Source organism: Stutzerimonas kirkiae (assembly GCF_004327335.1).
Classification (GTDB): Bacteria; Pseudomonadota; Gammaproteobacteria; order Pseudomonadales; family Pseudomonadaceae; genus Stutzerimonas; species Stutzerimonas kirkiae.
The window spans coordinates 55160-77550 of record NZ_QJUO01000014.1 but is presented as its reverse complement, the minus strand read 5'-3'; the positions used below and the strand labels follow the sequence as shown (position 1 = coordinate 77550).

Here is a 22391-nt window from a genome sequence, read left to right as displayed (position 1 = left end):
CAATGCGTTTCAACCTCTCGGCCTGGGCTCTGCACAACCGGCAGATCGTCGTTTTCATCATGGCGCTGGTAGCGGTTCTGGGGGTGCTGTCCTACGGCAAGCTGGGGCAGAGCGAGGACCCGCCGTTCACCTTCAAGGCCATGCTGGTGCAGGCCTACTGGCCGGGCGCGACCGCCGAGCAGGTGGCGCGCCAGGTCACCGAGCGCATCGAGAAGAAGCTGATGGAAACGGGAGAATACGAGCGCATCGTGTCTTTCTCGCGTCCCGGCGAGTCGACCGTGACCTTCATGGCGCGCGATTCCATGCATTCGGACGAGATTCCCGAACTCTGGTACCAGTTGCGCAAGAAAATCGGCGACATTCGCCATACCCTGCCGCCCGACGTGCAGGGGCCGTTCTTCAATGATGAGTTCGGCACCACCTTCGGCAATATCTATGCCTTGAGCGGCGAGGGTTTCGACTACGCGGTGCTCAAGGATTACGCCGACCGTATCCAGTTGCAGTTGCAGCGGGTGGCGAGCGTCGGCAAGGTGGAACTCATCGGCCTGCAGGACGAGAAGATCTGGGTCGACCTGTCCAATGTCAAGCTGGCGACCCTGGGGGTGCCGCTGCAGGCGGTGCAGGAGGCCTTGCAGGCGCAGAATGCGATGTCCTTCGCCGGTTTCGTGGAAACCCCGACCGATCGTGTGCAGTTGCGTGTCAGCGGCAACTTCGAGACGGTCGAGCAGATCCGCGCGTTCCCGATCCGCGTGGCGGGGCGTACCTTCCGCCTCGGCGATGTGGCCGAGGTGCGGCGTGGCTTCAGCGATCCGCCTGCGCCGCGCATGCGCTTCATGGGCGAGCCCGCGATCGGGCTGGCGGTGTCGATGAAGGCAGGTGGCGACATCCTGCGGCTCGGCGAGGCGCTGGAAGCCGAGTTCGCCCGCTTGCAGCAGCAGTTGCCGACGGGCATGCGGCTGGGCAAGGTTTCCGACCAGCCGGCAGCGGTCAAGGCTGGCGTCGGCGAATTCGTGCGGGTGCTGATCGAGGCGCTGGCGGTGGTGCTGCTGGTGAGCTTCTTTTCGCTGGGCGTGCGCACCGGGCTGGTGGTGGCGCTGTCGATCCCGCTGGTGCTGGCGATGACCTTTGCCGTCATGCACTACCTCGACATCGGCCTGCACAAGATTTCCCTGGGGGCGCTGGTGCTGGCGCTGGGGTTGCTGGTGGACGATGCGATCATCGCGGTGGAGATGATGGCGATCAAGATGGAGCAGGGCTACGACCGACTCAGGGCGGCCAGTTTCGCCTGGACCAGCACGGCCTTCCCGATGCTGACGGGGACACTGATCACCGCGGCGGGTTTCCTGCCGATCGCTACCGCGCAGTCGAGCACCGGCGAATACACCCGTTCCATCTTCCAGGTGGTGACCATCGCCCTGCTGGCCTCCTGGGTCGCCGCCGTGATGTTCGTTCCCCTGCTCGGCGAGCGCCTGTTGCCCGACCTGGCCAGGCGGCATGCCCGCGAGGAGGGGCAGGGCGATCCCTATGACACACCGATGTACCGGCGGATTCGTGCGCTCATCCGCGTCTGCGTGCACTATCGCAAGACTGTGATCCTGGCGACCCTGGTGCTGTTCATCGCCTCCATCGGGCTGTTCCGGCTGGTGCCGCAGCAATTCTTCCCGGTCTCCGGGCGGCTGGAACTGATGGTCGACTTGAAACTGGCCGAGGGCGTATCGCTGAAGGCCACCGAAGCCGAAGTGCTGCGGCTGGAGAAGCTGCTCGAGGACAAGGTCGGCATCGACAACTATGTGGCCTATGTCGGCACCGGCTCTCCGCGTTTCTACCTGCCGCTGGACCAGCAATTGCCGGCGACCAGCTTTGCCCAGGTGGTGGTACTGGCAAAGACGGTGGAGGATCGCGAGGCGCTGCGCGACTGGCTGATCGAACGCCTGGAGGAGGATTTCCCGACCCTGCTCGGGCGTGTCACTCGGCTGGAAAACGGTCCTCCGGTCGGCTACCCGGTACAGTTTCGCGTGACCGGCGAGCATATCGACGTGGTGCGCCAACTGGCGCGCCAGGTTGCGCTGAAGATGCGCGAGAATCCGCTGCTGGCCAACGTCAACCTCGACTGGCAGGAGCCGAGCAAGGTGGTGCGACTGGAGGTCGACCAGGACCGCGCCCGCGCCCTGGGCCTGAGCACGGCGGATATCGCCGGCTTCCTGCAGCGGACTTTCAGTGGCGCCACGGTCAGCCAGTTCCGCGAGGACAACGAACTGATCGAGGTGCTGCTGCGCGGCTCCGAACGCGAGCGCCATGAGCTGTCGATGCTGCCGAGCCTGGCCATCCCCACAGCGGCTGGGCGCAGCGTGCCGCTGGCCCAGGTGGCGACCCTGGAGTACGGCTTCGAGGAAGGGGTGATCTGGCACCGCAACCGCCTGCCGACGGTGACCGTGCGTGCCGATATCTACGGCAGCGAGCAGCCGGCGACCCTGACCGCCCAGGTACTACCGACGCTGGAGGCGATCCGTGCGCAACTGCCCGACGGCTACCTGCTGGAAACCGGCGGTACGGTGGAAGACGCCTCCCGCGGCCAGGCCTCGGTCCTGGCCGGTATGCCGCTGCTGGTGATCGTGGTGCTGAGCCTGCTGATGCTGCAACTGAAGAGTATCTCCCGATCGTTGCTGGTGTTCCTCACCGCGCCCCTGGGGCTGATCGGCGTCGTCCTGTTCCTGCTGGTGTTCCGCCAGCCGTTCGGCTTTGTCGCCATGCTCGGTACCATTGCCCTGTCGGGCATGATCATGCGTAACTCGGTGATCCTGGTCGACCAGATCGAACAGGACATCCGCGCCGGGCACGAGCGTTTCGATGCCATCATCGACGCCACCGTGCGGCGTTTCCGCCCGATCGTGCTGACGGCACTGGCCGCCGTGCTGGCGATGATCCCGCTGTCGCGCAGCCTGTTCTTCGGCCCGATGGCCGTGGCGATCATGGGCGGGCTGGTGGTGGCCACGGCGCTGACCCTGCTGTTCCTGCCTGCGCTCTATGCCGCCTGGTTCGGCGTGGAGAAAGATCCTGCGGGATAGAGTTTTTCCAAGGCACCTGTCCATTCGCCACCTCTCCGTTCAGAGAAGTCGCACCATGCGGTTAACCGGCGGCATGGCGTTTCGATAAAAGCGCTGAAGGCTGGAGTGCTGGACGAAAAGCACGAATGCCCCGTTTCCGTTCAGCCTCCAGCGCTCCTTTCGTCCCGCTGTCCAGGTGGGTGCTCATTTCCATCGTGGACGCTTCGCCCGCGCGCGCTCACAGGGGGGGCGGACAATTGCGGTTACGCTTTGCCGGAGGTTTTCGCTTCAGTTGCCTGGCTAAATGCCGCTATGGGTAATTCATCCGGCTGGTTATGAATAAGGAGTGTCGTCCAGCATTACGTCGCCCTGAGTGGGGGGAGAGTCAATGAACAACTGGTTCAGTAATGTCAGCGTCACCTGGAAGTTGGTTTTGGGGTTTGGTCTGGTTCTGTTGCTGACCTGCATTATTTCCGGGGTTGGCTGGAGCAGCTTGTCCGGCCTGATCCAGCGTGGGGACAGGATGACCGGTATCACCGAGCTGAATGACGCGCTGACCGATATGCGCATCGCTCGCTTGAACTACATATTGTCCGATGGTGATGACGATCTTGCTGCCAAGGTGCAGAGTGCATTGAGGGTGTACGAGCAGGAACAGCAGAAAATAATCGAGTCTTCCCGTGACCCGGGCAACCTGGCCATGCTCGACAAGCAGAGCGAACTGACCCGTAATTACGGCGAGCTGCTGGAGAAAATGCGTGGGGCCTATACGCTGGAGCGCAGGGCGCGTGCCGACATGGGCGCCAGTGCCGATCGCATCAGCGAGCGGCAGCGCAATCTCGTAGGTCTGGTAAGGCGCGCTGCGATGACCGAAGAGCAGCGTTTCGAGCGTTTCGACGCGCTCTCGCGACTCAATGACGAGTTATTGAGGCTGCGCTTCCAGGTGCGTGGGTATATTGCCGAGGCATCTGCCGAGAATGAGCAACTGGTCGCCGCCCAACTGGAGGTTGCCGCCGCGGCTCTCGGCCGACTCAACGAGGTATTCGCGCCAGAGCGCAACGATGACCTCGCACAGATCGAGAGGGAATTCGAAACCTATCGGGGTTTCATCGTGCAACTCAAGACGGTGAATGCCGAGATCGCCACGGCCAACGCCGCCATGGTCGACCTGGCCGAACAGATCGTCGAACTCAGCCAGCAGTTGTACCGGTTCCAGGTCGATTCGCGCGACAACACCATCGAGTCGACCCGTAACGTCCAGTTGATCACTACCTTTCTGGCACTGTTGTTCGGTATTGGTGCGGCCTGGCTGATCATTCGCCAGATCACCCTGCCGCTGCGGGAGACACTGGAAGCCGTGGAGCGTGTCGCCGCAGGCGACCTGACCCACGATATGCGCGTCACCCGCCGCGACGAGATAGGCGTGTTGCAGAGTGGCGTGCAGCGCATGAATGTGACGCTCAACGACCTGATTTCCAGGATTCGTGACAGTGTCATCCAGATCGCCAGCGCCGCCGAGCAGCTTTCCGCGGTGACGGAGCAGACCAGCGCCGGGGCCAATACCCAGAAAATCGAGACCGACCAGGTCGCCACCGCGATGAACGAGATGTCGGCAACCGTGCATGAGGTGGCACGCAATGCCGAAGAGGCATCCCAGGCCGCCACGGCGGCGGACGGGCAGGCGCGACAGGGCGACCAGGTGGTGACCCAGGCCATTGCCCAGATAGAGCGGCTGTCCGGAGAGGTCGATCGCTCCAGCGAGGCCATGGTTTCCCTGCAGGAGGAAAGCAACAAGATCGGCAGCGTGATGGATGTGATCAAGACGGTGGCCGAGCAGACCAACCTGCTGGCGCTGAACGCCGCCATCGAGGCGGCTCGGGCCGGTGAGGCCGGTCGTGGTTTTGCCGTGGTCGCCGACGAAGTGCGCGGCCTGGCGCAGCGCACGCAGAAGTCCACCGAGGAGATCGAGGCGCTGATCCTGGGGTTGCAACAGGTGACCCAGCAGGTTGCCACCATCATGAGCAGCAGTCGCGACCTGACCGCCAGTAGCGTCGTGCTGGCGCGTGAGGCGGGCGAGTCGCTGGGGGGCATCACCCGGACCGTGTCGAATATCCAGGCCATGAATCAGCAGATCGCCGCTGCCGCCGAGGAACAGAGCTCGGTGGCCGAGGAGATCAGCCGCAGCGTGGTCAGCGTCCGGGATGTATCCGAGCAGACCGCTGCCGCCAACGAGGAAACCGCCGCTTCCAGCGTCGAGTTGGCGCGGCTGGGCAATGAGCTGCAAATGATGGTGAGCCACTTCAAGGTGTAAGCTCCGGGCGGTCGCATGCCGGTCAGCCGGTCATCGCCCGCCACCCTGGCAAACCGCCGCGAGCCAAAATCCGGCTCGCGGCGCTCCTCCCGGCGATCCCGCCTCCCGTGCTTTCCATGAAGCACTCCCCCGTTCCAGGGGAATGGCCGTTGCGACTGGCACTCTTGTAGCGCAGCCGTTGCGCCAATCATGATCGCCCCCTGTGCTGCCGATACGCACGCAACGGCAAGCATTCGCTGCCCGCCATTTCTGCTGTCCATATGCCATCTTGCAAAATCAATAAATTGAAAATTTCAATTTTTATTGAGTTTACGATTTTTATTTTTGCGGCAACATGAAGACTGATCAGGGTCAATGCGCTTTTCGTTTAATGTATGGCTGATTCAGCCGATAGTTGGCATGCCCTGTACGCAGGGATCGAGTAAGAAGAATTGCTTGCGGCGTTTCAATCTTTCGTTTTTTGTTGGGGGTAGGGATGAACACCTGGTTGCGGAATATCAGTGTGACTCGCAAGCTCGGCCTGGGCTTTGGTGTGGTGCTGTTGTTGACGAGCGCCCTGGCGCTGGTGGGATGGATGGGGCTGAACAGCCTTACCCAGCGTAGTCACTGGATGAGCGATATCACCCATCTGAACAACACCCTGACCGGGCTGCGCATCACGCGCCTGCAGTACATGCTGGCCAATGGTGACGACAAGGTCGGTGATACGGCCCAGGCAGCCTTCGAGAACTTCATGCGCCAGCAGCAGGAGACGCAGAGGGTCTTCAGGAATCCGGAGAACGTCCGCCTGCTGAAGGCCCAGGGAGAGGTCACTGAAGAGTACCTGCGATCGTTCGCGCTCATGCGCGAGGGCTATCGTGCCGGCCAACGGGCGCTGGCCGGCATGGCTGAGAGCGCGAGCCTGAGCGGAGATACCCTGGCCCGGATACGGGGAGCGGTTCGGGCCCTGCCAGAATACGAAAGCCAGCGCTCCGGGCAGTTGCAGGTCATTGCCGAGGCGGTCGAAGGGTTTCTACTGCTACGTTATCAGGTGCAGGCCTATGTCAATGCGCCTTCGGCAGAGCAGGAGCGTGCCGTGGCCAGCCAGATCGAGAGCACCAGCCGGGTTTTCGCGTCGCTGAGGGAACGCCTCGGTGCCGACCATGACCAGGAACTGAACGTCCTGGGGGAGGCTTTCGGCCGTTACACGGACGCCATTGCGGGTTACAGCAAGGCTGTCAGCGAGGTTGCCCTGGCCCGTGTGGATTTGACCAAGCAGGGACAGGACATCGTCAAGTACAGCGATGAGCTCTACCGGTTCCAACTGGATGCCGGTGTCGCCGAAGCCTCGCGTGCCCATGCCTTGCAACTGCTCACTGCCTTGCTGGCCCTGGTGTTTGGCGTACTCGCTGCCTGGTTCATCACCCGCCAGATCACCCGGCCCCTGAGCGACACGTTGCAGGAGGTCGAGCGGGTCGCCTCGGGCGACCTGAGCCGAATCGTACAGGTGAACAGGCGTGACGAGCTGGGCGTGTTGCAACAGGGCGTGCAGCATATGCGGGCTACCCTGCATGAGCTGATCAGTGGCATCCGTGGCAGCGTGATCCAGATCGCCAGTGCCGCCGAGGAACTGTCCGCCGTGACCGGGCAGACCAGCGCTGGCGCCAATACCCAGAAAGTCGAGACCGACCAGGTGGCCACGGCCATGCATGAGATGTCCGCTACTGTGAATGAAGTGGCTCGCAATGCCGAGCAGGCTTCCCTGGCCGCCTCGCAGGCCGACGAGCAAGCGCAGGCCGGTGACCGCGTGGTGGCCGAGGCGATCGGGCAGATCGAGCGGCTGGCGCAGGAAGTCGAGCGCTCCACCGAGGCCATGGCCTCGTTGCAGGAGGAAAGCAACAAGATCGGCAGCGTGATGGACGTGATCAAGGCCGTGGCCGAGCAGACCAACCTGCTGGCGCTGAATGCCGCCATCGAGGCGGCTCGGGCTGGCGAGGCCGGCCGTGGCTTCGCCGTGGTCGCCGACGAGGTGCGTGGTTTGGCACAGCGTACGCAGAAGTCCACCGAGGAGATCGAGGCACTGATCGCCGGCCTGCAGCAGGGCACCCGGCAGGTGGCCGGCATCATGAACGGCAGCCGCGAATTGACCGGCAGCAGCGTGGCCCTGGCGCGCAAGGCGGGGGAGTCGCTGAGCAGCATCACCCGCACGGTATCGAGTATCCAGAGCATGAACCAACAGATCGCCACCGCCGCCGAGGAGCAGAGCTCGGTGGCCGAGGAGATCAGCCGCAGTGTGGTGAACGTGCGCGACGTATCCGAACAGACCGCCGCCGCCAACGAGGAAACCGCCGCCTCCAGCGTGGAACTGGCGCGCCTGGGCAACGAACTGCAGACGATGGTGAGCCACTTCAAGGTGTGAAGCAGCCATAGGCTCCCGGAATGCCCCCGCCCGGGTCTCGTGATGGGCGGGGAATCACGGTGGTATAGGCCATGTGCCGGCGGATGGGCCGGCCAGTGCGCCATACGTGCGACAAAATGCCATGAAGGCCGGCTGCCCTGAAGGTATGCGGATGTGAGAAGGATATGTATTATCCGCTTACATTTGATGGTATGTGGCCATTATTTGCGGGGACGCAACAATGAAAGACGATTCGGATTCCACCGCCCCGGGCAGCGGCCTGGCCATGCCGGGGCGCTGCGCCCGAACGCTTGGCCAATGAATCCGGCAAGTCCGTGCTAACGGGACCTCCAGTGATTCCGGATATATGGGCTGAGCACCACCCGCAAGGCCGCGCAAAGCCAGGGCAATCGCATCCTGGTTCGTACCCTTCACGCAGGGTGGCGACTGGCCATCCAGCCCAACCCGGGCTTCGTCCACCCCGGCCCGAGCGTCGGGGCCCTCCGTTCCAGCAGGTACGGGGTCATCCAGGGCCACGTCCTGGGCTTCTCCCGCCGCCATCCAAATACGCCACCTGACGCCCATTCGGCGATGAGCATATTCGCCTCGACGCAAACCCGTTGGCGTCTCGCCGGGGCTGGCTGAAGTGAAGGGCGCCAAGGTCATCGACTATTTCCTGAGCGGAGTGTGTGGACGGGGATAGGGGGCGCTGAGCGCCACCACAAGGAGCAGGGGAAATACATGAGGGTCTTGTTTATCCACCAGAATTTCCCTGGCCAGTTCCGCCATCTGGCCACCCCTCTGGCGCGGCTGCCCGGGGTCGAGGTACTCGCCATCGGCCGTGAGCACGCGCCAGGCCTGCCCGGTATCCGCTTGCACCGCTACCGGCCGCATCGCCGGGGCGCCCGGGCCACCCACCCCTATGCCCGCACCTTCGAAGAAGGCGTATTGCATGGCCAACTGGTGCTGCGGTTGCTGCTGGATCTACAGCGCAAGGGCTATAGCCCGGATCTGGTCATCGCCCATCCCGGCTGGGGCGAAAGCCTCTATGTGAAACAGGTGTTCCCCGGAACCCGGCTGGTCCACTTCTGCGAGTACTACTACCGCACCGAGGGTGCGGATGCGGGCTTCGACCCGGAGTTCCCGCTGGCGCTGCATGGCGTCGCAACCATCCATCTTCGGTACAGCATCACAGGTCATTTGACCTGTGTTCGTGACACACAATACTGGTTGCCCTTCTTGGTCTGGTGTATCTCAGGGTCGCACTTGCCGCCCTTGTTCTTGGTCGGACTCGGCGCATGGATCAGCGTGGCGTCGACGATGGTGCCCTGGCGCAGCGACAGGCCGCGATCACCCAAATAGCCATTGATCACACCGAGGATACCGGCTGCCAGCTCATGTTTTTCCAGCAGGCGGCGGAAGTTGAGGATGGTGGTTTCGTCGGGAATGCGCTCCAGCCTCAGCCCGGCAAACTGGCGCAGGATGGTCGTCTCGTACAGCGCTTCTTCCATCGCCGGATCGCTGTAGCCAAACCAGTTCTGCATCAGATGAACACGCAGCATCGCCATCAGTGGGTAGGACGGACGACCACCTTCACCCTTGGGGTTGTGCGGCTCGATCAAGGCAATCAACCCCTTCCACGGCACCACCCGATCCATCTCGATCAGGAACAACTCCTGGCGGGTCTGCTTGCGCTTGCCGGCGTACTCGGCGTCGGCGAAGGTCATCTGCTTCATCGGAAAACTCGGCGGGTGGAATCCGGGTAGTTTGCCAAAATCAGGAAGTCTTCCTCAGAGTTTCCCTACGTCCCCGGATGTGAGGGATCAATTGCTTCTCGGCAACGATATTGCGGTCGAGAACCTATGGTTCGCGCAAGAGGGAAATGACTTGTCCGTCAGTCTTGCTGGAACGCAAGACGCCATCCTGATCAAGGGCTGGTATTCCGATGATTCATCGCGGATCGAGGAATTCAGTTCTGCCGATGGCCGGACACTGCTCGACAGCCGGGTCCAGGTGCTGGTCGATGCCATGGCGGTGTTCGCCGTTCCCGCCGGAGGGGAGTCAGCCATGACGCCTGACCTGCGGGCGCAGCTCGATGTGCTGATTGCCGCCAATTGGCAGTGAGGCGGGTAAAGGCGCAAGGCAGGCATATGGCGCTGCCTTGCGCCTTTGCATAGTGCCGGATGGCGTTCTGCAAGCCTTGCCGTGGCTGCTGAGGCGGGAGTCGCGCGTCGTCAGGTGATAGTGGGTGGGCAGGATGTGCTGCCACTATAAGCCAAGGACTGGCTGCTCTCTTGCAGCTTGCGGCTGCTTCATACTACATAAAGCAATATCACCATGAAGTGCAGCAGGCTTCCCGCTATGACGAACAGGTGCCAGATGCCATGCCAGTGGCGGAAGCGGCTGTCGTAGGCGAAGAACAGGATGCCGATGGTGTACATCAGGCCGCCGGTGGCCAGCCAGGCGAAGCCGGCCGTGCCAAGGGCCGCCAGCAGCGGCTTGATGGCCACCAGCACGATCCAGCCCATGACCGCGTAGATGACGATCGAGAGAATGCGTGCTTCGGAGCGTGGTTTTATCTCTTGCAGCATGCCGATGGCGGCCAGTGTCCAGATGATCCCGAACAGCCACCAGCCCCAGGCGCCCCGCAGGGTCACCAGGCAGAAGGGGGTGTAGCTGCCGGCGATCATCAGGTAGATGGAAAGGTGGTCGATTTTGCGCATGACGACTTTGGCGCGCCCGCGGACGCTGTGGTAGACGGTCGAGATGCTGTACAGCAATACCAGGCAGAAGCCGTAGATGCTGACGCTGATGACCTTCAGCGGTTCACCTTCGAGGCCGGCCAGCACGATCAGCCAGACCGCGCCGATGAGCGCAAGTACACCACCGACCAGGTGGCTCCAGGCGTTGAATCTTTCTCCGTGGTACATCATGTGCCTCTTTCAGCGGGAATCTGCCGTCGAGTCTGGCAGGCTCCCATGACGGGAAGACTTTCCGCTTCCAGCCTATTGGCTCGATCCGGCAGGACGCAAGGGCTTTGCAATATGACCGGGCGGGGGCGCGGCATTTCCCATGGCCAAGCTGCCCAGCGGGGCTGACCTGGGTCAAAAGGCACGGCATCTGCCGTGCCTTTTGTTTTGGGCTTTGCGACAATGCGGCCACTTTTTCAGCGGACGCTGCCATGACTGCTCTCAAGAATGACCGTTTCCTTCGTGCCTTGCTCAAGCAACCCGTGGATGTCACACCCGTCTGGATGATGCGCCAGGCCGGTCGTTATCTACCGGAGTATCGCGCCAGCCGTGCCCGTGCCGGTGATTTCATGGCCCTGTGCATGAACCCGGAGCTGGCCTGCGAGGTGACGCTGCAGCCGCTGGAACGCTATCCGCTGGATGCCGCGATCCTGTTTTCCGACATTCTCACCGTGCCGGATGCGATGGGTCTGGGGCTGTTCTTCGAAACGGGCGAGGGGCCGCGCTTTCGCAAGACCGTTGCCAGCATCGCCGATATCGAGGCGCTGCCGATACCCGATGCGGAGAAGGACCTGGGCTATGTGATGGACGCCGTGCGCACCATCCGCCGCGAACTGAATGGCCGGGTGCCGCTGATCGGCTTCTCCGGCAGCCCCTGGACCCTGGCCACCTATATGGTCGAGGGCGGTTCGTCGAAGGATTTCCGCAAGTCCAAGGCGATGCTCTACGAAAACCCGAGGGCCATGCATGCCCTGCTGGACAAGCTGGCACAATCGGTCACGGCCTACCTGAACGGGCAGATCCGCGCCGGGGCGCAGGCGGTGCAGATATTCGACTCGTGGGGCGGCAGCCTGTCGGCGGCGGCTTACCAGGCGTTTTCACTGGCCTACATGCAGAAGATCGTCGATGGCCTGATCCGCGAGCATGAAGGCCGGCGCGTACCGGTCATCCTGTTCACCAAGGGTGGCGGCCTGTGGCTGGAAAGCATGGCCGAGAGTGGCGCCGAAGCCCTCGGCCTGGACTGGACCTGCGATATTGGCAGTGCCCGTGCCCGGGTCGGTGGCAAGGTGGCGCTGCAGGGCAACATGGACCCGAGCGTGCTGTTCGCACAACCCGAGGCGATCCGCGCCGAGGTGGGGCGCATCCTGGCCAGCTACGGCCATGGCGAAGGGCATGTGTTCAACCTGGGGCATGGCATCACCCCGGATGTCGATCCGGCCCATGCCGGCGCCTTCATCGAGGCCGTGCACGAACTGTCGGCGCAGTACCACGCTTGAGCCGGCTGCTGCCTGCCCGGCGTGCCTGGGCGGTAAAGCCGGCGCTCAGGGCGCACCTTGCCCATCCCGGCTCGTGAGCCTTTCAGGCGTGCTGCGACAGGTATTCGCTGAGGGCGCGCCGGGTCAGGTCGTTCAGCGTGATCTTCTGCCGGGCGGCCTCCAGGCTGGCGGCCATATGCAGGTCGTGGCCGACCCGTACATTGAACGAGCCCTTGCAGGGTACTTCCGGTGCCTTGCCCTGCTCCGCGCAGGTGTCCAGGTAGTCGTCCACCGCCTCACGGAAGGCGGAGGCCAGTTCCGCCACGGTCTTGCCTTCGTAGTTGACCAGGGCGCGGACGAACAGCAGCTTGCCGTACAGGCAGTCGTCTTTGGGGCTGGCTTCTATGGAGCCGTGGTATCCCCGATGTGTCAGTAGCGTCACGGAATCAATCCTCCCGCTCGTAGATGTTCGATCACATGGCGCCTGGCATACGCCTTCACTTCATTGCAGGGATGGGGTTTGTGCAGACTGATCATGGCGGCCGGGTCCCCGTTGTCGAACTTCACCCGGCTGCCGCGCCCGGGCAACTGCAGATAGCCGAAACCCTGCGGCAGGGTTGCCAGTTCCTGCCAGGTGAGCGCATTTCTCTGCTCGAGCAACCTGGCCAACAGCTTTCCATGCCTGGACATGAATTTACCCTATGCGACTAAATCTAGTTGCTTGACTGGTGTGTGTCAATGCCGATGCCCTTGCGGATATCGGCAGCTATCCGGAGCTTCGTGGCCGGGGGAGGGCAGGGCAAGGAATTGGCAGGGCGATATGCGGAAAGTGTGAACGGCTCCACACTGGCCCGCGCCCATAGGGGCAGGAATGTAAACGGCGCCGCCTGGGGCGCCGTGAGGGGTTTAGCGCTGGAAGCGGATGCGTCCGTCCACCAGCGTATAGCGCACGGCGCCAGGCAGGCAGTGGCCGATGAAGGGGCAGTTCTGGCCCTTGGAGTACCAGACTTCGCCGGCCAGGGTGCTGCCTTGCGGGTCGAACAGCACGATATCCGCGGGTTGGCCGACTTCCAGGGTGCCGCCGGGCAGCCTCAGTGCGCGGGCCGGGCCGCTGCTCAGGCGTGCCAGCAGGGTCGGCAGGTCGAGCAGGCCGTCCTGTACCAGGGTCAGCGCCAGGGGCAGATGGAGTTCGACACTGCTGATGCCCGCTTCGGTTGCGCCGAAGGGCGCCTGCTTGGCGTCGATTTCGTGGGGCTGGTGGTGGCTGGCGATGCTGGAGATCACGCCGTATCTGACCGCTTCGCGCAAGCCGTCGCGGTCGGCCGTGCCGCGCAGCGGCGGTTGCACATGGTAGAGGCTGGAGAAGCCGTGCAGCGCCTCGTCGGTGAGGATCAACTGGTACAGCGCCACGTCGGCGGTCACCGGCAGGCCACGGGCCTGGGCCTCGGCGATCATCTGCGCGCCGCGGGCCGTACTCAACTGGGTGAAGTGCGCGCGTACGCCGGCCTGTTCCACCAGCAGCAGGTTGCGCGCCAGGGCGACGGTCTCGGCGCTTTCCGGGATGCCGGCCAGGCCCAGCAGGCTGGCGGTCGGGCCTTCGTGGGCGAGGCCGCCCTCGGCCAGGTCGCGGTCCTGTGAATGCAGCACCACGGTCAGGTCGAAGGTGGCCGCGTATTCCAGGGCACGGCGCAGGGTGCGGTTGCTGCCGAACTGTTCCAGGCCGTTGCCGAAGGCAACGCAGCCGGCATCGCGCAGCGCCACCAGTTCGGCGAGCTGTTCGCCGGCCAGGTTGCGTGACAGGGCGCCGATCGGGAAGACTCGGGCGTGGCCGGCGTCGCGTGCGCGGTCGAGGATCATTTCGGTGACGGCGGTGGTGTCCAGCACCGGGCGCGTCTGCGGCGTGCAGCACAAGCTGGTGACACCGCCGGCGGTGGCGGCCAGGGTCTCGCTGGCGATGCTGCCCTTGCGGCTGTAGCCGGGTTCGCGCAGGGCGACCGACAGATCGACCAGGCCGGGTGCGGCGACCAGCCCGCTGGCGTCGATGCGCTGTTCTGCGCGGAAACCGGCGGGGGCCGCGCCGCTGGCGATGACCTTGCCGTCCCGCAGGTACAGGTTGGTGACCTGGTCGTGGCCGCTGGCCGGGTCGATCAGGCGTGCGCCGAGAATTTCAATGGACATCAGTTCTGCTCCCCGGCTTCGTTTTCCAGTTGTCGTTGCGCGACCTGGCCGCTCATGCTCATCGACAGCACCGCCATGCGGATGGCGATGCCGTAGGTGACCTGGTTGAGGATCACCGAGTGCGGGCCGTCAGCCACCGCCGATTCTATTTCCACGCCACGGTTGATCGGGCCGGGGTGCATGACGATGGCCTCGGGGCTGGCCAGCTTCATGCGCTCGGTGGTCAGGCCGTAGAGCCGGTAGAACTCGCCCTCGCTGGGCAGCAGGCCGCTTTGCATGCGCTCGCGCTGCAGGCGCAGCATGACCACCACGTCAACATCGCGCAGGCCTTCGTTCATGTCGTTGAAGACCTTGACCCCATACTGTTCGAGCCCGACCGGCAGCAGGGGCCGCGGGGCGATCACGCGGATGTCGCGGCAACCCAGGGTGCGCAGGGCGAGCATGTCGGAACGGGCCACCCGCGAGTGCAGGATATCGCCGACGATGGCTACCGAAAGATTCTCGAAATCACCTTTGTGGCGACGGATGGTCAGCATGTCGAGCATGCCCTGGGTCGGGTGCGCGTGGCGCCCGTCGCCGCCGTTGATCACCGCCACATCGGGGCAGACGTGTTCGGCGATGAAGTGGGCGGCGCCGGAGTCGGCATGCCGCACCACGAACATGTCGGCGGCCATCGCTTCCAGGTTGCGCAGGGTGTCGGTCAGGGTTTCGCCCTTGCTGGTCGAGGAGGTCGACACGTTGAGGGTGATGACATCGGCGGACAGGCGCTTGGCCGCCAGCTCGAAGGTGGTGCGGGTGCGCGTGGAGTTCTCGAAGAACACGTTGCACACGGTCTTGCCGCGCAGCAGCGGTACCTTCTTCACGGCGCGCGCGCCGACTTCGAGGAAGGAGTCGGCGGTGTCGAGGATTTCCGTGAGCAGCTCGCGGGGCAGGCCGTCGAGCGAGAGAAAATGCCGCAACTGACCGTTGTCGTTCAGTTGCAGGGGGCGCTTGGCTTCGGTGGGCGTCATCGCGTGGTTCTCAATTGGCGGCAGTGGCGAGGGCCTGGTATTCGAGGGCGAGTGGGGCGGGGCCGAGCAATTTTACGCGCTGTTCGGCTGCCAGAGACAGTGTCGCACCCACCACGTCGGGGCGGATCGGCAGTTCGCGGGCATCGAGGTCGAGCAGGCAGACGAGGATTACGCTGGCCGGGCGGCCATAGTCGAACAGTTCGTTGAGCGCGGCGCGGATGGTGCGGCCAGTGAGCAATACGTCATCGATCAGCACCAGGTGCTGGCCTTCCACTTCGAAAGGCAGGGCCGATGGCTGGACCTGGGGGTTGAGCCCCTTCTGCGTGAAATCGTCGCGGTAGAAGGACACGTCGAGGATTCCCAGCGGCTGCTGTTCGGCCCGTAGCGCCAGCAGGGCCTGGGCCACCCACACGCCGCCGGTGCGGATACCGATGAAGCGGGGCTGTTCGATGCCTCGGCTGGCCAGCAGGCGGTCGAGGGCTGCGTTCATTTCCGGGAGCAGCCGCTCCGGGTCTGGCAGGGTCATGGAATCTCCTTGGGAATCGGCTGGGCCGTGGGGTTGGCCTGCAGCCAGCCTTCGAGTAGCAGAGCGGCCGCCAGTGCATCGACCGGCCGCCCCCTGTAGTTGCCGCTCTGCCCCTGGCGTAGCCGGTGGCCCTTGGCTTCGTAGGTGGTCAGGCGTTCGTCGTGGGTATGTACCGGCAGGTTGAAGCGACCATTGAGCCGCCGTGCGAACTTTTCCGCACGCTCGCTCATCTCGCTGGGGCTGCCGTCCATGTTCAATGGCAGGCCCACCACCAGCGCGTCGGGCTGCCATTCCTTCATCAGCGCTTCGACCCGGCTCCAGTCCGGAGTGCCATTCTGCGCCTTGAGCACGCACAGTTCGCGGGCCTGCCCGGTCACCGCCTGGCCGACGGCGACGCCGATCTGCTTGCTGCCATAGTCGAAGCCCAGCAACAGGCGTGGTGCGCTCATGCGTGCCCGGCCTGTGCGGTGAGCAGGTTGAGGTTGACGCCGAGGCTGGCCGCCGCCGCGTGCAGGCGCTGCTCGGGGGGCAGGTCGAAGAGAATGTCGGAGCTGGCCGGACAACTCAGCCAGACGTTGTTGGCCAGTTCCTCCTCGAGCTGGCCGGCATCCCAACCGGCATAGCCGAGGGCGATCAGGTGCTGGCGCGGGCCGTGGCCGTCGGCAATGGCGAACAGCACATCCTGGGAGGTGGACATGGCCCATTCGGGCAAGGCCAGGGTGGCCTGGAATTGCCGCTCCGCCGAGTGCAGCACGAAGCCACGGTCGTTCTGTACCGGGCCGCCAGAGAAGATCGGCAGGGCCAGGCATTGCACGGGGGGGAGTTGCTCGGGGCGCAACTGTTCGAGCACATCGCTCAGGCTCAGGCCGTTGGGGCGGTTGATGACCAGGCCCATGGCGCCGTCGGTGTTGTGCTCGATCAGGTAGATCAGCGTCTGCGCGAACTCGGGATCGGCCATGTGCGGCATGGCGATCAGGAAGTGGTGCTTGAGGTAGGTGGGTTCGGTATTTTTCATGCGCCTAGCTTAAGCGTTGGCGGGCGGGGCGGGAAGCTGGGAACCATGCCTTTCAACCTGTTGGGCGGTTTACGGGTAGCAACGGCCATAAAGCCTAAAGAGCCGAGACGAGCGCTGGAGGCTGGACGAAATGCGGCGTTCCCCTGCTCGTCCAGCCTTCAGCGCTCTTTCCGGCTTTATGGCCGTCGCTATCCGATAGCCAGCTTTGGGACGGCGTTGAAAGGCATGCCTCTCAGCGGCTGGACAGGCGGTCGCCGCGTTCGAAACGCCAGGTGCGGATGATTTCCACCTGGTCGTATTTCTGTGCCAGCTCGCCAGTGAAGGGGGCGAAGGGGGCGGCCAGGCGCACGATGCGCAAGGCCGCGTCGTCCAGCAGTTTCTGCCCGGAAGATTCGAGGATGCGCAGTTCCAGCACGCTGCCGTCGCGGTTGATACTGACCAGCATGCGCAGGCTGCCGTAGATCTGCTGGCGTCGGGCCTCGTCCGGGTAGTTCAGGTTGCCAATGCGTTCGACCTTTTTGCGCCACTCGTCACGGTACCAGGCGCTGATGTCGCGCATGGTCGAGGCGCTGTTCTGGCGGCTGATGCGTGGACGCTTGGCGTAGCGCTGCACGTCCTGCGCCAGCTCCGCCTCGAGGCTGGCGATCTGGGCGCTGAGCTGCGAACTGTCGAAGGTGGGGGCCGGTTCGGGCTTTGACGTTTCCCGGGGCTTGGCGACGGCGGTTTTCTGCGGCTGCGGGCTTTGCGTGGTGAGGATCTTGCTGACCGTCTGCGGTTGGCTGGGCGCCTGCGCCGGTGGCTGGCTGGGTGGGGTGACCTTGCGCACCTCGGTATCCTGGAATGGTGCCAGTTCGGTGGTCCTGGGCGCTGCCTTGTGCTCCAGGGTGCCGCTGCCCTGCTGGTTGTCCTGGGCGAGGAAGTCCGCCTCCCTGGGCTTTTCTTCATTCTTGAAGGTGGACAGGGTGATTTCCAGGCTTTTGCTCGTCGGTGTCGGTTCGTGCATGCTGAAACCAAGCCCGAGGATCAGCGCCAGGTGCAGGGCCGCGGCCAGGAACAGCGTGAACCCCAGGCGATCCGCCGCTCTGACGCCGGGAATGGCACTGGACGGGAAGGGGGCGGCTGGTTTCATGCGTGGCGGGTCGGCTCGGCGTGGCTGGGGAATGCCGCGCAGTCTGCCCGAGCGGGTGGGCAAAAGTCCATGCGCATGGACCGGCGGGCCGGGCGATCGCATGAACTCCCGGTCCATGGCCGTGGAAGCCGGGTAATCGTGCGCCGGCTCTTCCCCGCAGGCATTCCCACAGGGACGATGATCCCCAGGTCGTGCCGTCCCCAGACACGCACTATTGCCAATCCAGTTGCACTGTCTCGCCCCCAGCACAGGGCATATGCCCGCCCTGGAGAGGCGGGGCGGGTTCGCGCCCGCCCGCCCGCTTCGTTACTTGGCCAGTCTGACGGCGATTGCGTCCATCAGCCGTTCGGCGATACGGGTATCGAAGGCGTTGTCGATTTCGCGGATGCAGGTCGGGCTGGTGACGTTGACTTCGGTCAGGTAGTCGCCGATCACGTCCAGGCCGACGAACAGCAGGCCACGCGCGCGTAATTGCGGCCCGACGATGGCGGCGATCTCGCGGTCGCGCTCGCTCAGTGGCTGGGCCACGCCGCGCCCGCCGGCGGCCAGGTTGCCGCGTGTTTCGCCCTGGGCCGGGATGCGTGCGAGGCTGTAGGGCACCGGCTCGCCGTCGATCATCAGGATGCGCTTGTCGCCATCCTTGATCGCCGGGATATAGCGTTGCGCCATGATCGGTCGGGCGCCATTGAGCGTCAGGGTTTCGAGGATCACCGAGAGGTTCGGGTCGCCTTCGCGGTGACGGAAGATCGAGGTGCCGCCCATTTCGTCCAGCGGCTTGAGGATGATGTCGCCGTGTTCGGCGGCGAAGGCACGAATGATGTCCGCCCGCTGGCTGATCAGGGTCGGTGGCGAGCACTCGGGGAAGTGCGTGGCGAAGAATTTCTCATTGCAGTCGCGCAGGCTCTGCGGTTTGTTGACGATCAGGCTGCCTTCCTGCTCGGCCATCTCCAGCAGGTAGGTGGTGTAGATGTACTCGTTGTTGAAGGGCGGGTCCTTGCGCATCAGGATCACGTCGAGCGCGGACAGCGGGGCGTCTTTTTCCTCGCCCAGTTCGAACCAGTGTCCGGGGTCGTTGAAGACCTTCAGCGGGCGCATGCGGGCGCGGGCCTGGCCGGCGCTCTGGTAGAGGTCGCGCTGCTCCATGTAGTGCAGCTCCCAGCCCCTGGCCTGGGCCGCCAGCAACATGGCCAGCGAGCTGTCCTTCTTGAAGGCGATGTGTGCGATAGGGTCCATGATGATCCCGACGCGAGTGGCCATGGGCAGAGTCTCCGGAAATACGAGGCGAATGGGCGGCAAGCGCGAATTGGTTGGGGAGATTGGCGCTGGTTGCCTGGCAGGTCAAGGGGAAAGCTGAGGCGATCGGGTCATATCCTTATCCGCTGCGATAAAGGCGCGCGATTGCCCGGCTGTTTGCGCATTCGATGGCCGCTGTGCATGTGAGTCTGTTAAAAAGGCCACTATATGAAAGGCATGTCGAGTGGGGGCGTTATGGAGGATCGGCACGATTCCGCCGCCCAGGCGCGGTTGCATGGCGCCGAGGCGCGGGAACTGCTGCGCAGGTTGCGGCAAGCGTTGCAGGTGGCGTTGCTGGGGATGTTGCGCAAGCAGGACGTGCCCGCCAACCTTGCCCGCATGGGCAAGGTCTTCGCCCGCCTCGAGGGGCTTTGCGCAGGGGCGCCGCTGGCGCGCCTGTGGCAAGCCGCCGCGGGGCTGGTGGACGAACTCGCCAGCGGCGCGGTGGACAACGACAGCAGCGTGCACAGTCTGCTGCGACAGGTCGACAAGGAACTCAGGCGGCTGCTCGAAGACGGTGGCGAGGGGTTATCGCAGCCCGCTGCGGACGGGTTGATCGATAATCTGCTGTTCCATTCGAGCCGGCCGCGGACTGACCCGGAGCCTGCCCGGGGCGAAGCTCCGGTCGCCGGGCCGGTGGCTGTCGAGATACGCGAGGTTCCCGATGCAGCGCCCATGCCGGGTAGCGGGCATGGCTTCTCCACCGAGCTGATCGACATGGCCTGGCTGGTGGATGTCGAGGGCGGGCCTGCTCGCGAACTGGCTGCTGCTGCCGAGCCGCCGCCCCCGGACACTGAACTGGCGGATACATTTCTCGCAGAGGCCGTCACCTTCGCCGAACGTATCGGCCAGGGATTGCGCTGCTGGCTGCAGGCGCCGGAGGATCATGCCGGTCTGCAGGCCCTGCAGCGCGACCTGCATACGTTCAAGGGCGGGGCCAGGCTGGCCAGGCAGAAGCATATTGGCGATCTGCTGCATGAGCTGGAGCAGCATGTGCGCGATGTGCATGGGCAGGCGCAATCCGATCTGGCGGCTTTGCTCCAGTGTCATGTCGAGCTGGAGCGCGCCGTGGCCGAGCTGCGCGCTCGGCATCCCGAGGCCGAAGGGACGGCTGGGGATGAAGCGTCTGAAGAGGCTACGCCATGGCCGGGCGCCGCGTTCGAGCCGGCGGCTGAGCCGGTCGAAGCCGCGGCTCGAACGCCGGCCCCGGCCTTGTCCGCCGAGCAGGTGGCCGGGCGCTTGCGCGTGCTGCTGCGGCAATTGTGCGATGAGCTGGGCAAGCAGGCGGAGCTTGAAGTGGCCGATGCGGTCGCGGATGTGCCGGAGGCGTTGCTCGGGCCTTTGCTCACGCCGCTGGAGCATATGCTGCGCAATGCCATCGACCACGGCATCGAAGCCCCCGGGCAGCGGCTTGCACTGGGCAAGCCGGAACAAGGGCTGGTGTGCCTGGAGGCCTGGCACGACGGTCAGGATATTCTGCTGGCGCTCAGTGACGATGGGGCCGGTATCGATCTGGCGGCGGTACGCGAGAAGGCCGTCGAACTCGGCCTGCTGGCCGAGGATCAGCAACCGGAAGCGCGGCAAGTACTGCAACTGGTCCTGAGCCATGGGCTGTCGACCGCCGGCCGGGTTTCGCCGATTTCGGGGCGAGGCGTGGGGCTGGACGTGGCCGCTGTCGATATCCGGCAACTGGGCGGTACGCTCGATGTCGAGTCGCAGCCGGGTATCGGCACGCGCTTCGTGATCCGCCTGGCGGCCCCGGCGACTGCCGCTGCCACGCCTGACGAGGCGCCGGCACAGCCTGCCACCGGTGAAGCCAGTGCGGGTGGGCAGGAAGCGACCGGCAGCGAGGTCGTGGCAGCGCTGCGGGTACTGGTGGTCGACGACTCCGCCACGGTGCGCAAGGTGACCTGCCGCCTGCTCGAACGCAGTGGCATGCGGGTGTCGGTCGCCCATGACGGCGATGATGCCATCGAGCAACTGCAGGCCGACAGGCCGGACATCATGCTGCTGGATATCGAAATGCCGAACATGGGCGGCTTCGACGTGTTGACGCGGATCCGCCAGGATGAGCACCTGCGGGACCTGCCGGTGGTGGTGATCACCGCCAGCAGCGATGTGCGGCATCGCGAGCAGGCACTGGGCTTGGGCGTCGACGAATACCTGGGCAAGCCCTACCAGGAGGAGCAATTGCTGGGCGCCATCGGGCGATTGACGGGGCGCGAGATCTAGTGTCACGACAGGCATCAACTGTCGGCATGTGCTCAGCTCTCTGTGGGAAGGGGTGCGCCGTGCGCACCTGGGACGGGGGCTTATGGCTTGCGGTTCGCCATCAGATATCCGGATACCCCCGTGACCATTCGTAGGCCTGTGGCGCTATTTCCCTGAGTATCTGCAGGGCCTGCTGGCAGGCCGGGTTCGAGTGTTCGCGCAGGTGGACCAGGTAGACCGGATAAGTGAACTCCGGGGCGCGCGGCACCCGTTCGAGCAGGCCCTGGTCGAGATAGCGCTGCACGACCCGGGTGCGGAAGTAGCCGTGGCCGCCGTATTGCAACAGGTACTGCAAGGCCAGCGGGCCGAGATTGAACGTCAGGGGCGCGCGGGCGTGTTCGGGCAGGGCAGTGTCGTGTTGCTGGCGGAACACCGGCCCCCAGTCGACATACAGGTAGGGTTGCCGGTTGCCGACCCGGGCGACCTGCACCAGCTTCTCTTCCAGCACTTGTTCGACCAGCAGGCCCGGACGGTATTCGGGTTGGTAGACCAGTACCGCGTCGAGCAGGCCGCGCTCGAGTTGTTCCTGCAGTCCCGGTCCTTCGCCGACTTGTGCGCTGAGGGCATGTTCGGGCAGATGCTGGCGCAGGCGTTGCAGCCAGATCAGCAGCAGCGGATTGCACAGGCTGGTTTCCGCGCCCAGGCGCAGCACGTCGTCGTAGCCCTGCGGTAATGGCAAGTCGCGGCGGGCCGCTTCCCAGGTCTGCACCAACTGGCTGGCATAGCGCACGAAACGCTCGCCGTCCTCGGTCGGCCTGGCGCCAGCGCGGTTGCGGATGAACAGTCGGCAGCCGAGCTGGTTCTCCAGGCTGTGCATGCGTGCGGTGACCGCGGTCTGCGTCAGGTGCAGACGCTCCGAGGCAGCGATGAAGCTGCCACAACGGACGATTTCCAGAAAGGTACGGGCGAGGTCGATATCCATGCGGGCTTCATAGCAGAAAGCGCTCTCGAAGGGCATGGCAATCGTCACCCATCACGCGCCTGGTACGTGGCACTCCTGGTGCCGGAAGGG

At 64.5% G+C, this 22391-nt stretch carries 18 protein-coding genes and 4 pseudogenes; 8 read left to right on the top strand and 14 right to left on the bottom strand.

All coding sequences use genetic code 11. The features are described 5' to 3' along the window. Positions 1-2 precede the first annotated feature (2 nt). Complete coding sequence (locus tag DNJ95_RS09785) at positions 3-3065, top strand: efflux RND transporter permease subunit (RefSeq protein WP_131184540.1); 3063 nt, start codon at positions 3-5, stop codon at positions 3063-3065. Positions 3066-3432: 367 nt separating this feature from the next. Beyond that, positions 3433-5355, top strand: coding sequence for a methyl-accepting chemotaxis protein (locus tag DNJ95_RS09780; RefSeq protein WP_131184539.1), 1923 nt, complete (start codon positions 3433-3435; stop codon positions 5353-5355). 187 nt (positions 5356-5542) lie between these two features. Here DNJ95_RS09780 and DNJ95_RS19200 read toward each other — a convergent pair whose 3' ends face one another. After that, positions 5543-5710 carry a hypothetical protein gene (locus tag DNJ95_RS19200; RefSeq protein WP_165491574.1) on the bottom strand — a complete coding sequence of 56 codons (168 nt, stop codon included), beginning with the start codon at positions 5708-5710 and terminating at the stop codon, positions 5543-5545. Between the two features lie 120 nt (positions 5711-5830). Here DNJ95_RS19200 and DNJ95_RS09775 point away from each other — a divergent pair, with 120 nt between their 5' ends. Then, positions 5831-7753, top strand: a complete 1923-nt coding sequence (locus DNJ95_RS09775) for a methyl-accepting chemotaxis protein (RefSeq protein WP_131184538.1) — start codon at positions 5831-5833, stop codon at positions 7751-7753. Between the two features lie 648 nt (positions 7754-8401). On the opposite strand, the gene DNJ95_RS19485 is transcribed toward DNJ95_RS09775, so the two are convergent. After that, a complete protein-coding gene (locus DNJ95_RS19485) occupies positions 8402-8686 on the bottom strand; it encodes a hypothetical protein (RefSeq protein ID WP_242671908.1) in 285 nt (94 codons plus the stop codon). Between DNJ95_RS19485 and DNJ95_RS19480 the strand changes: the two are divergent. Next, a pseudogene (locus DNJ95_RS19480) lies at positions 8606-8857 on the top strand (glycosyl transferase family 1); the annotation flags it as partial. The gene DNJ95_RS19485 and the pseudogene DNJ95_RS19480 overlap by 81 nt on opposite strands. Before the next feature lie 98 nt (positions 8858-8955). Here DNJ95_RS19480 and DNJ95_RS09765 read toward each other — a convergent pair. Next, positions 8956-9468 (bottom strand): annotated as a pseudogene (locus DNJ95_RS09765) (IS5 family transposase); the annotation flags it as partial. A gap of 79 nt (positions 9469-9547) precedes the next feature. Between DNJ95_RS09765 and DNJ95_RS19195 the strand changes: the two are divergent. Then, the gene (locus DNJ95_RS19195; RefSeq protein ID WP_165491575.1) at positions 9548-9856 is read left to right on the top strand and encodes a calcium-binding protein; all 309 of its coding nucleotides are present in this window, start codon (positions 9548-9550) and stop codon (positions 9854-9856) included. 188 nt (positions 9857-10044) lie between these two features. On the opposite strand, the gene trhA is transcribed toward DNJ95_RS19195, so the two are convergent. Beyond that, the gene (trhA, locus tag DNJ95_RS09755; protein ID WP_131184536.1) at positions 10045-10662 is read right to left on the bottom strand and encodes a PAQR family membrane homeostasis protein TrhA; all 618 of its coding nucleotides are present in this window, start codon (positions 10660-10662) and stop codon (positions 10045-10047) included. A 251-nt stretch (positions 10663-10913) separates the two neighbouring features. Between trhA and hemE the strand changes: the two genes are divergently transcribed. Further along, the gene (gene hemE / locus DNJ95_RS09750) at positions 10914-11978 is read left to right on the top strand and encodes a uroporphyrinogen decarboxylase (protein ID WP_131184535.1); all 1065 of its coding nucleotides are present in this window, start codon (positions 10914-10916) and stop codon (positions 11976-11978) included. Between the two features lie 82 nt (positions 11979-12060). Here the strand turns inward: hemE and DNJ95_RS09745 are convergent, their stop codons facing one another. The 9 genes from DNJ95_RS09745 to gshB all read right to left on the bottom strand — a co-directional run bounded on the left by DNJ95_RS09745 (position 12061) and on the right by gshB (position 19072). Beyond that, positions 12061-12399, bottom strand: coding sequence for a type II toxin-antitoxin system HicB family antitoxin (locus DNJ95_RS09745; RefSeq protein ID WP_131184534.1), 339 nt, complete (start codon positions 12397-12399; stop codon positions 12061-12063). Next, positions 12396-12647 (bottom strand): type II toxin-antitoxin system HicA family toxin, encoded by a 252-nt coding sequence (locus tag DNJ95_RS09740; protein ID WP_131184533.1) that lies wholly within the window; start codon positions 12645-12647, stop codon positions 12396-12398. Before DNJ95_RS09740 ends, DNJ95_RS09745 begins: the two co-directional genes overlap by 4 nt. 216 nt (positions 12648-12863) lie before the next feature. Beyond that, positions 12864-14135 (bottom strand): dihydroorotase, encoded by a 1272-nt coding sequence (locus tag DNJ95_RS09735; protein WP_131184532.1) that lies wholly within the window; start codon positions 14133-14135, stop codon positions 12864-12866. Continuing rightward, positions 14135-15145 (bottom strand): aspartate carbamoyltransferase catalytic subunit, encoded by a 1011-nt coding sequence (locus tag DNJ95_RS09730; protein WP_131184531.1) that lies wholly within the window; start codon positions 15143-15145, stop codon positions 14135-14137. The genes DNJ95_RS09735 and DNJ95_RS09730 overlap by 1 nt, the downstream gene beginning before the upstream one ends. Before the next feature lie 10 nt (positions 15146-15155). Further along, entirely contained in the window at positions 15156-15671 is a 516-nt protein-coding gene (pyrR, locus tag DNJ95_RS09725; protein WP_131184530.1) for a bifunctional pyr operon transcriptional regulator/uracil phosphoribosyltransferase PyrR, read from the bottom strand. Next, positions 15668-16120: a Holliday junction resolvase RuvX gene (ruvX, locus tag DNJ95_RS09720; protein ID WP_131184529.1), complete on the bottom strand. Its 453-nt coding sequence runs from the start codon at positions 16118-16120 to the stop codon at positions 15668-15670. The genes pyrR and ruvX overlap by 4 nt, the downstream gene beginning before the upstream one ends. Then, positions 16117-16686, bottom strand: a complete 570-nt coding sequence (locus tag DNJ95_RS09715) for a YqgE/AlgH family protein (RefSeq protein WP_131184528.1) — start codon at positions 16684-16686, stop codon at positions 16117-16119. The genes ruvX and DNJ95_RS09715 overlap by 4 nt, the downstream gene beginning before the upstream one ends. Before the next feature lie 232 nt (positions 16687-16918). Next, on the bottom strand, positions 16919-17815 hold the full coding sequence (locus tag DNJ95_RS09710) for an energy transducer TonB (protein WP_131184527.1): 897 nt from the start codon (positions 17813-17815) through the stop codon (positions 16919-16921). Between the two features lie 306 nt (positions 17816-18121). Then, the gene (gene gshB, locus DNJ95_RS09705; protein ID WP_131184526.1) at positions 18122-19072 is read right to left on the bottom strand and encodes a glutathione synthase; all 951 of its coding nucleotides are present in this window, start codon (positions 19070-19072) and stop codon (positions 18122-18124) included. Positions 19073-19276: 204 nt separating this feature from the next. Between gshB and DNJ95_RS19475 the strand changes: the two are divergent. Both DNJ95_RS19475 and DNJ95_RS19470 read left to right on the top strand, forming a co-directional pair. Further along, positions 19277-20851, top strand: a pseudogene (locus DNJ95_RS19475) (FimL-related protein); the annotation flags it as partial. A gap of 117 nt (positions 20852-20968) precedes the next feature. Next, a pseudogene (locus DNJ95_RS19470) lies at positions 20969-21340 on the top strand (response regulator); the annotation flags it as partial. Positions 21341-21440: 100 nt separating this feature from the next. On the opposite strand, the gene DNJ95_RS09695 reads toward DNJ95_RS19470, so the two are convergent. Next, complete coding sequence (locus DNJ95_RS09695) at positions 21441-22301, bottom strand: LysR family transcriptional regulator (RefSeq protein WP_131184558.1); 861 nt, start codon at positions 22299-22301, stop codon at positions 21441-21443. Between the last annotated feature and the right edge of the window lie 90 nt (positions 22302-22391).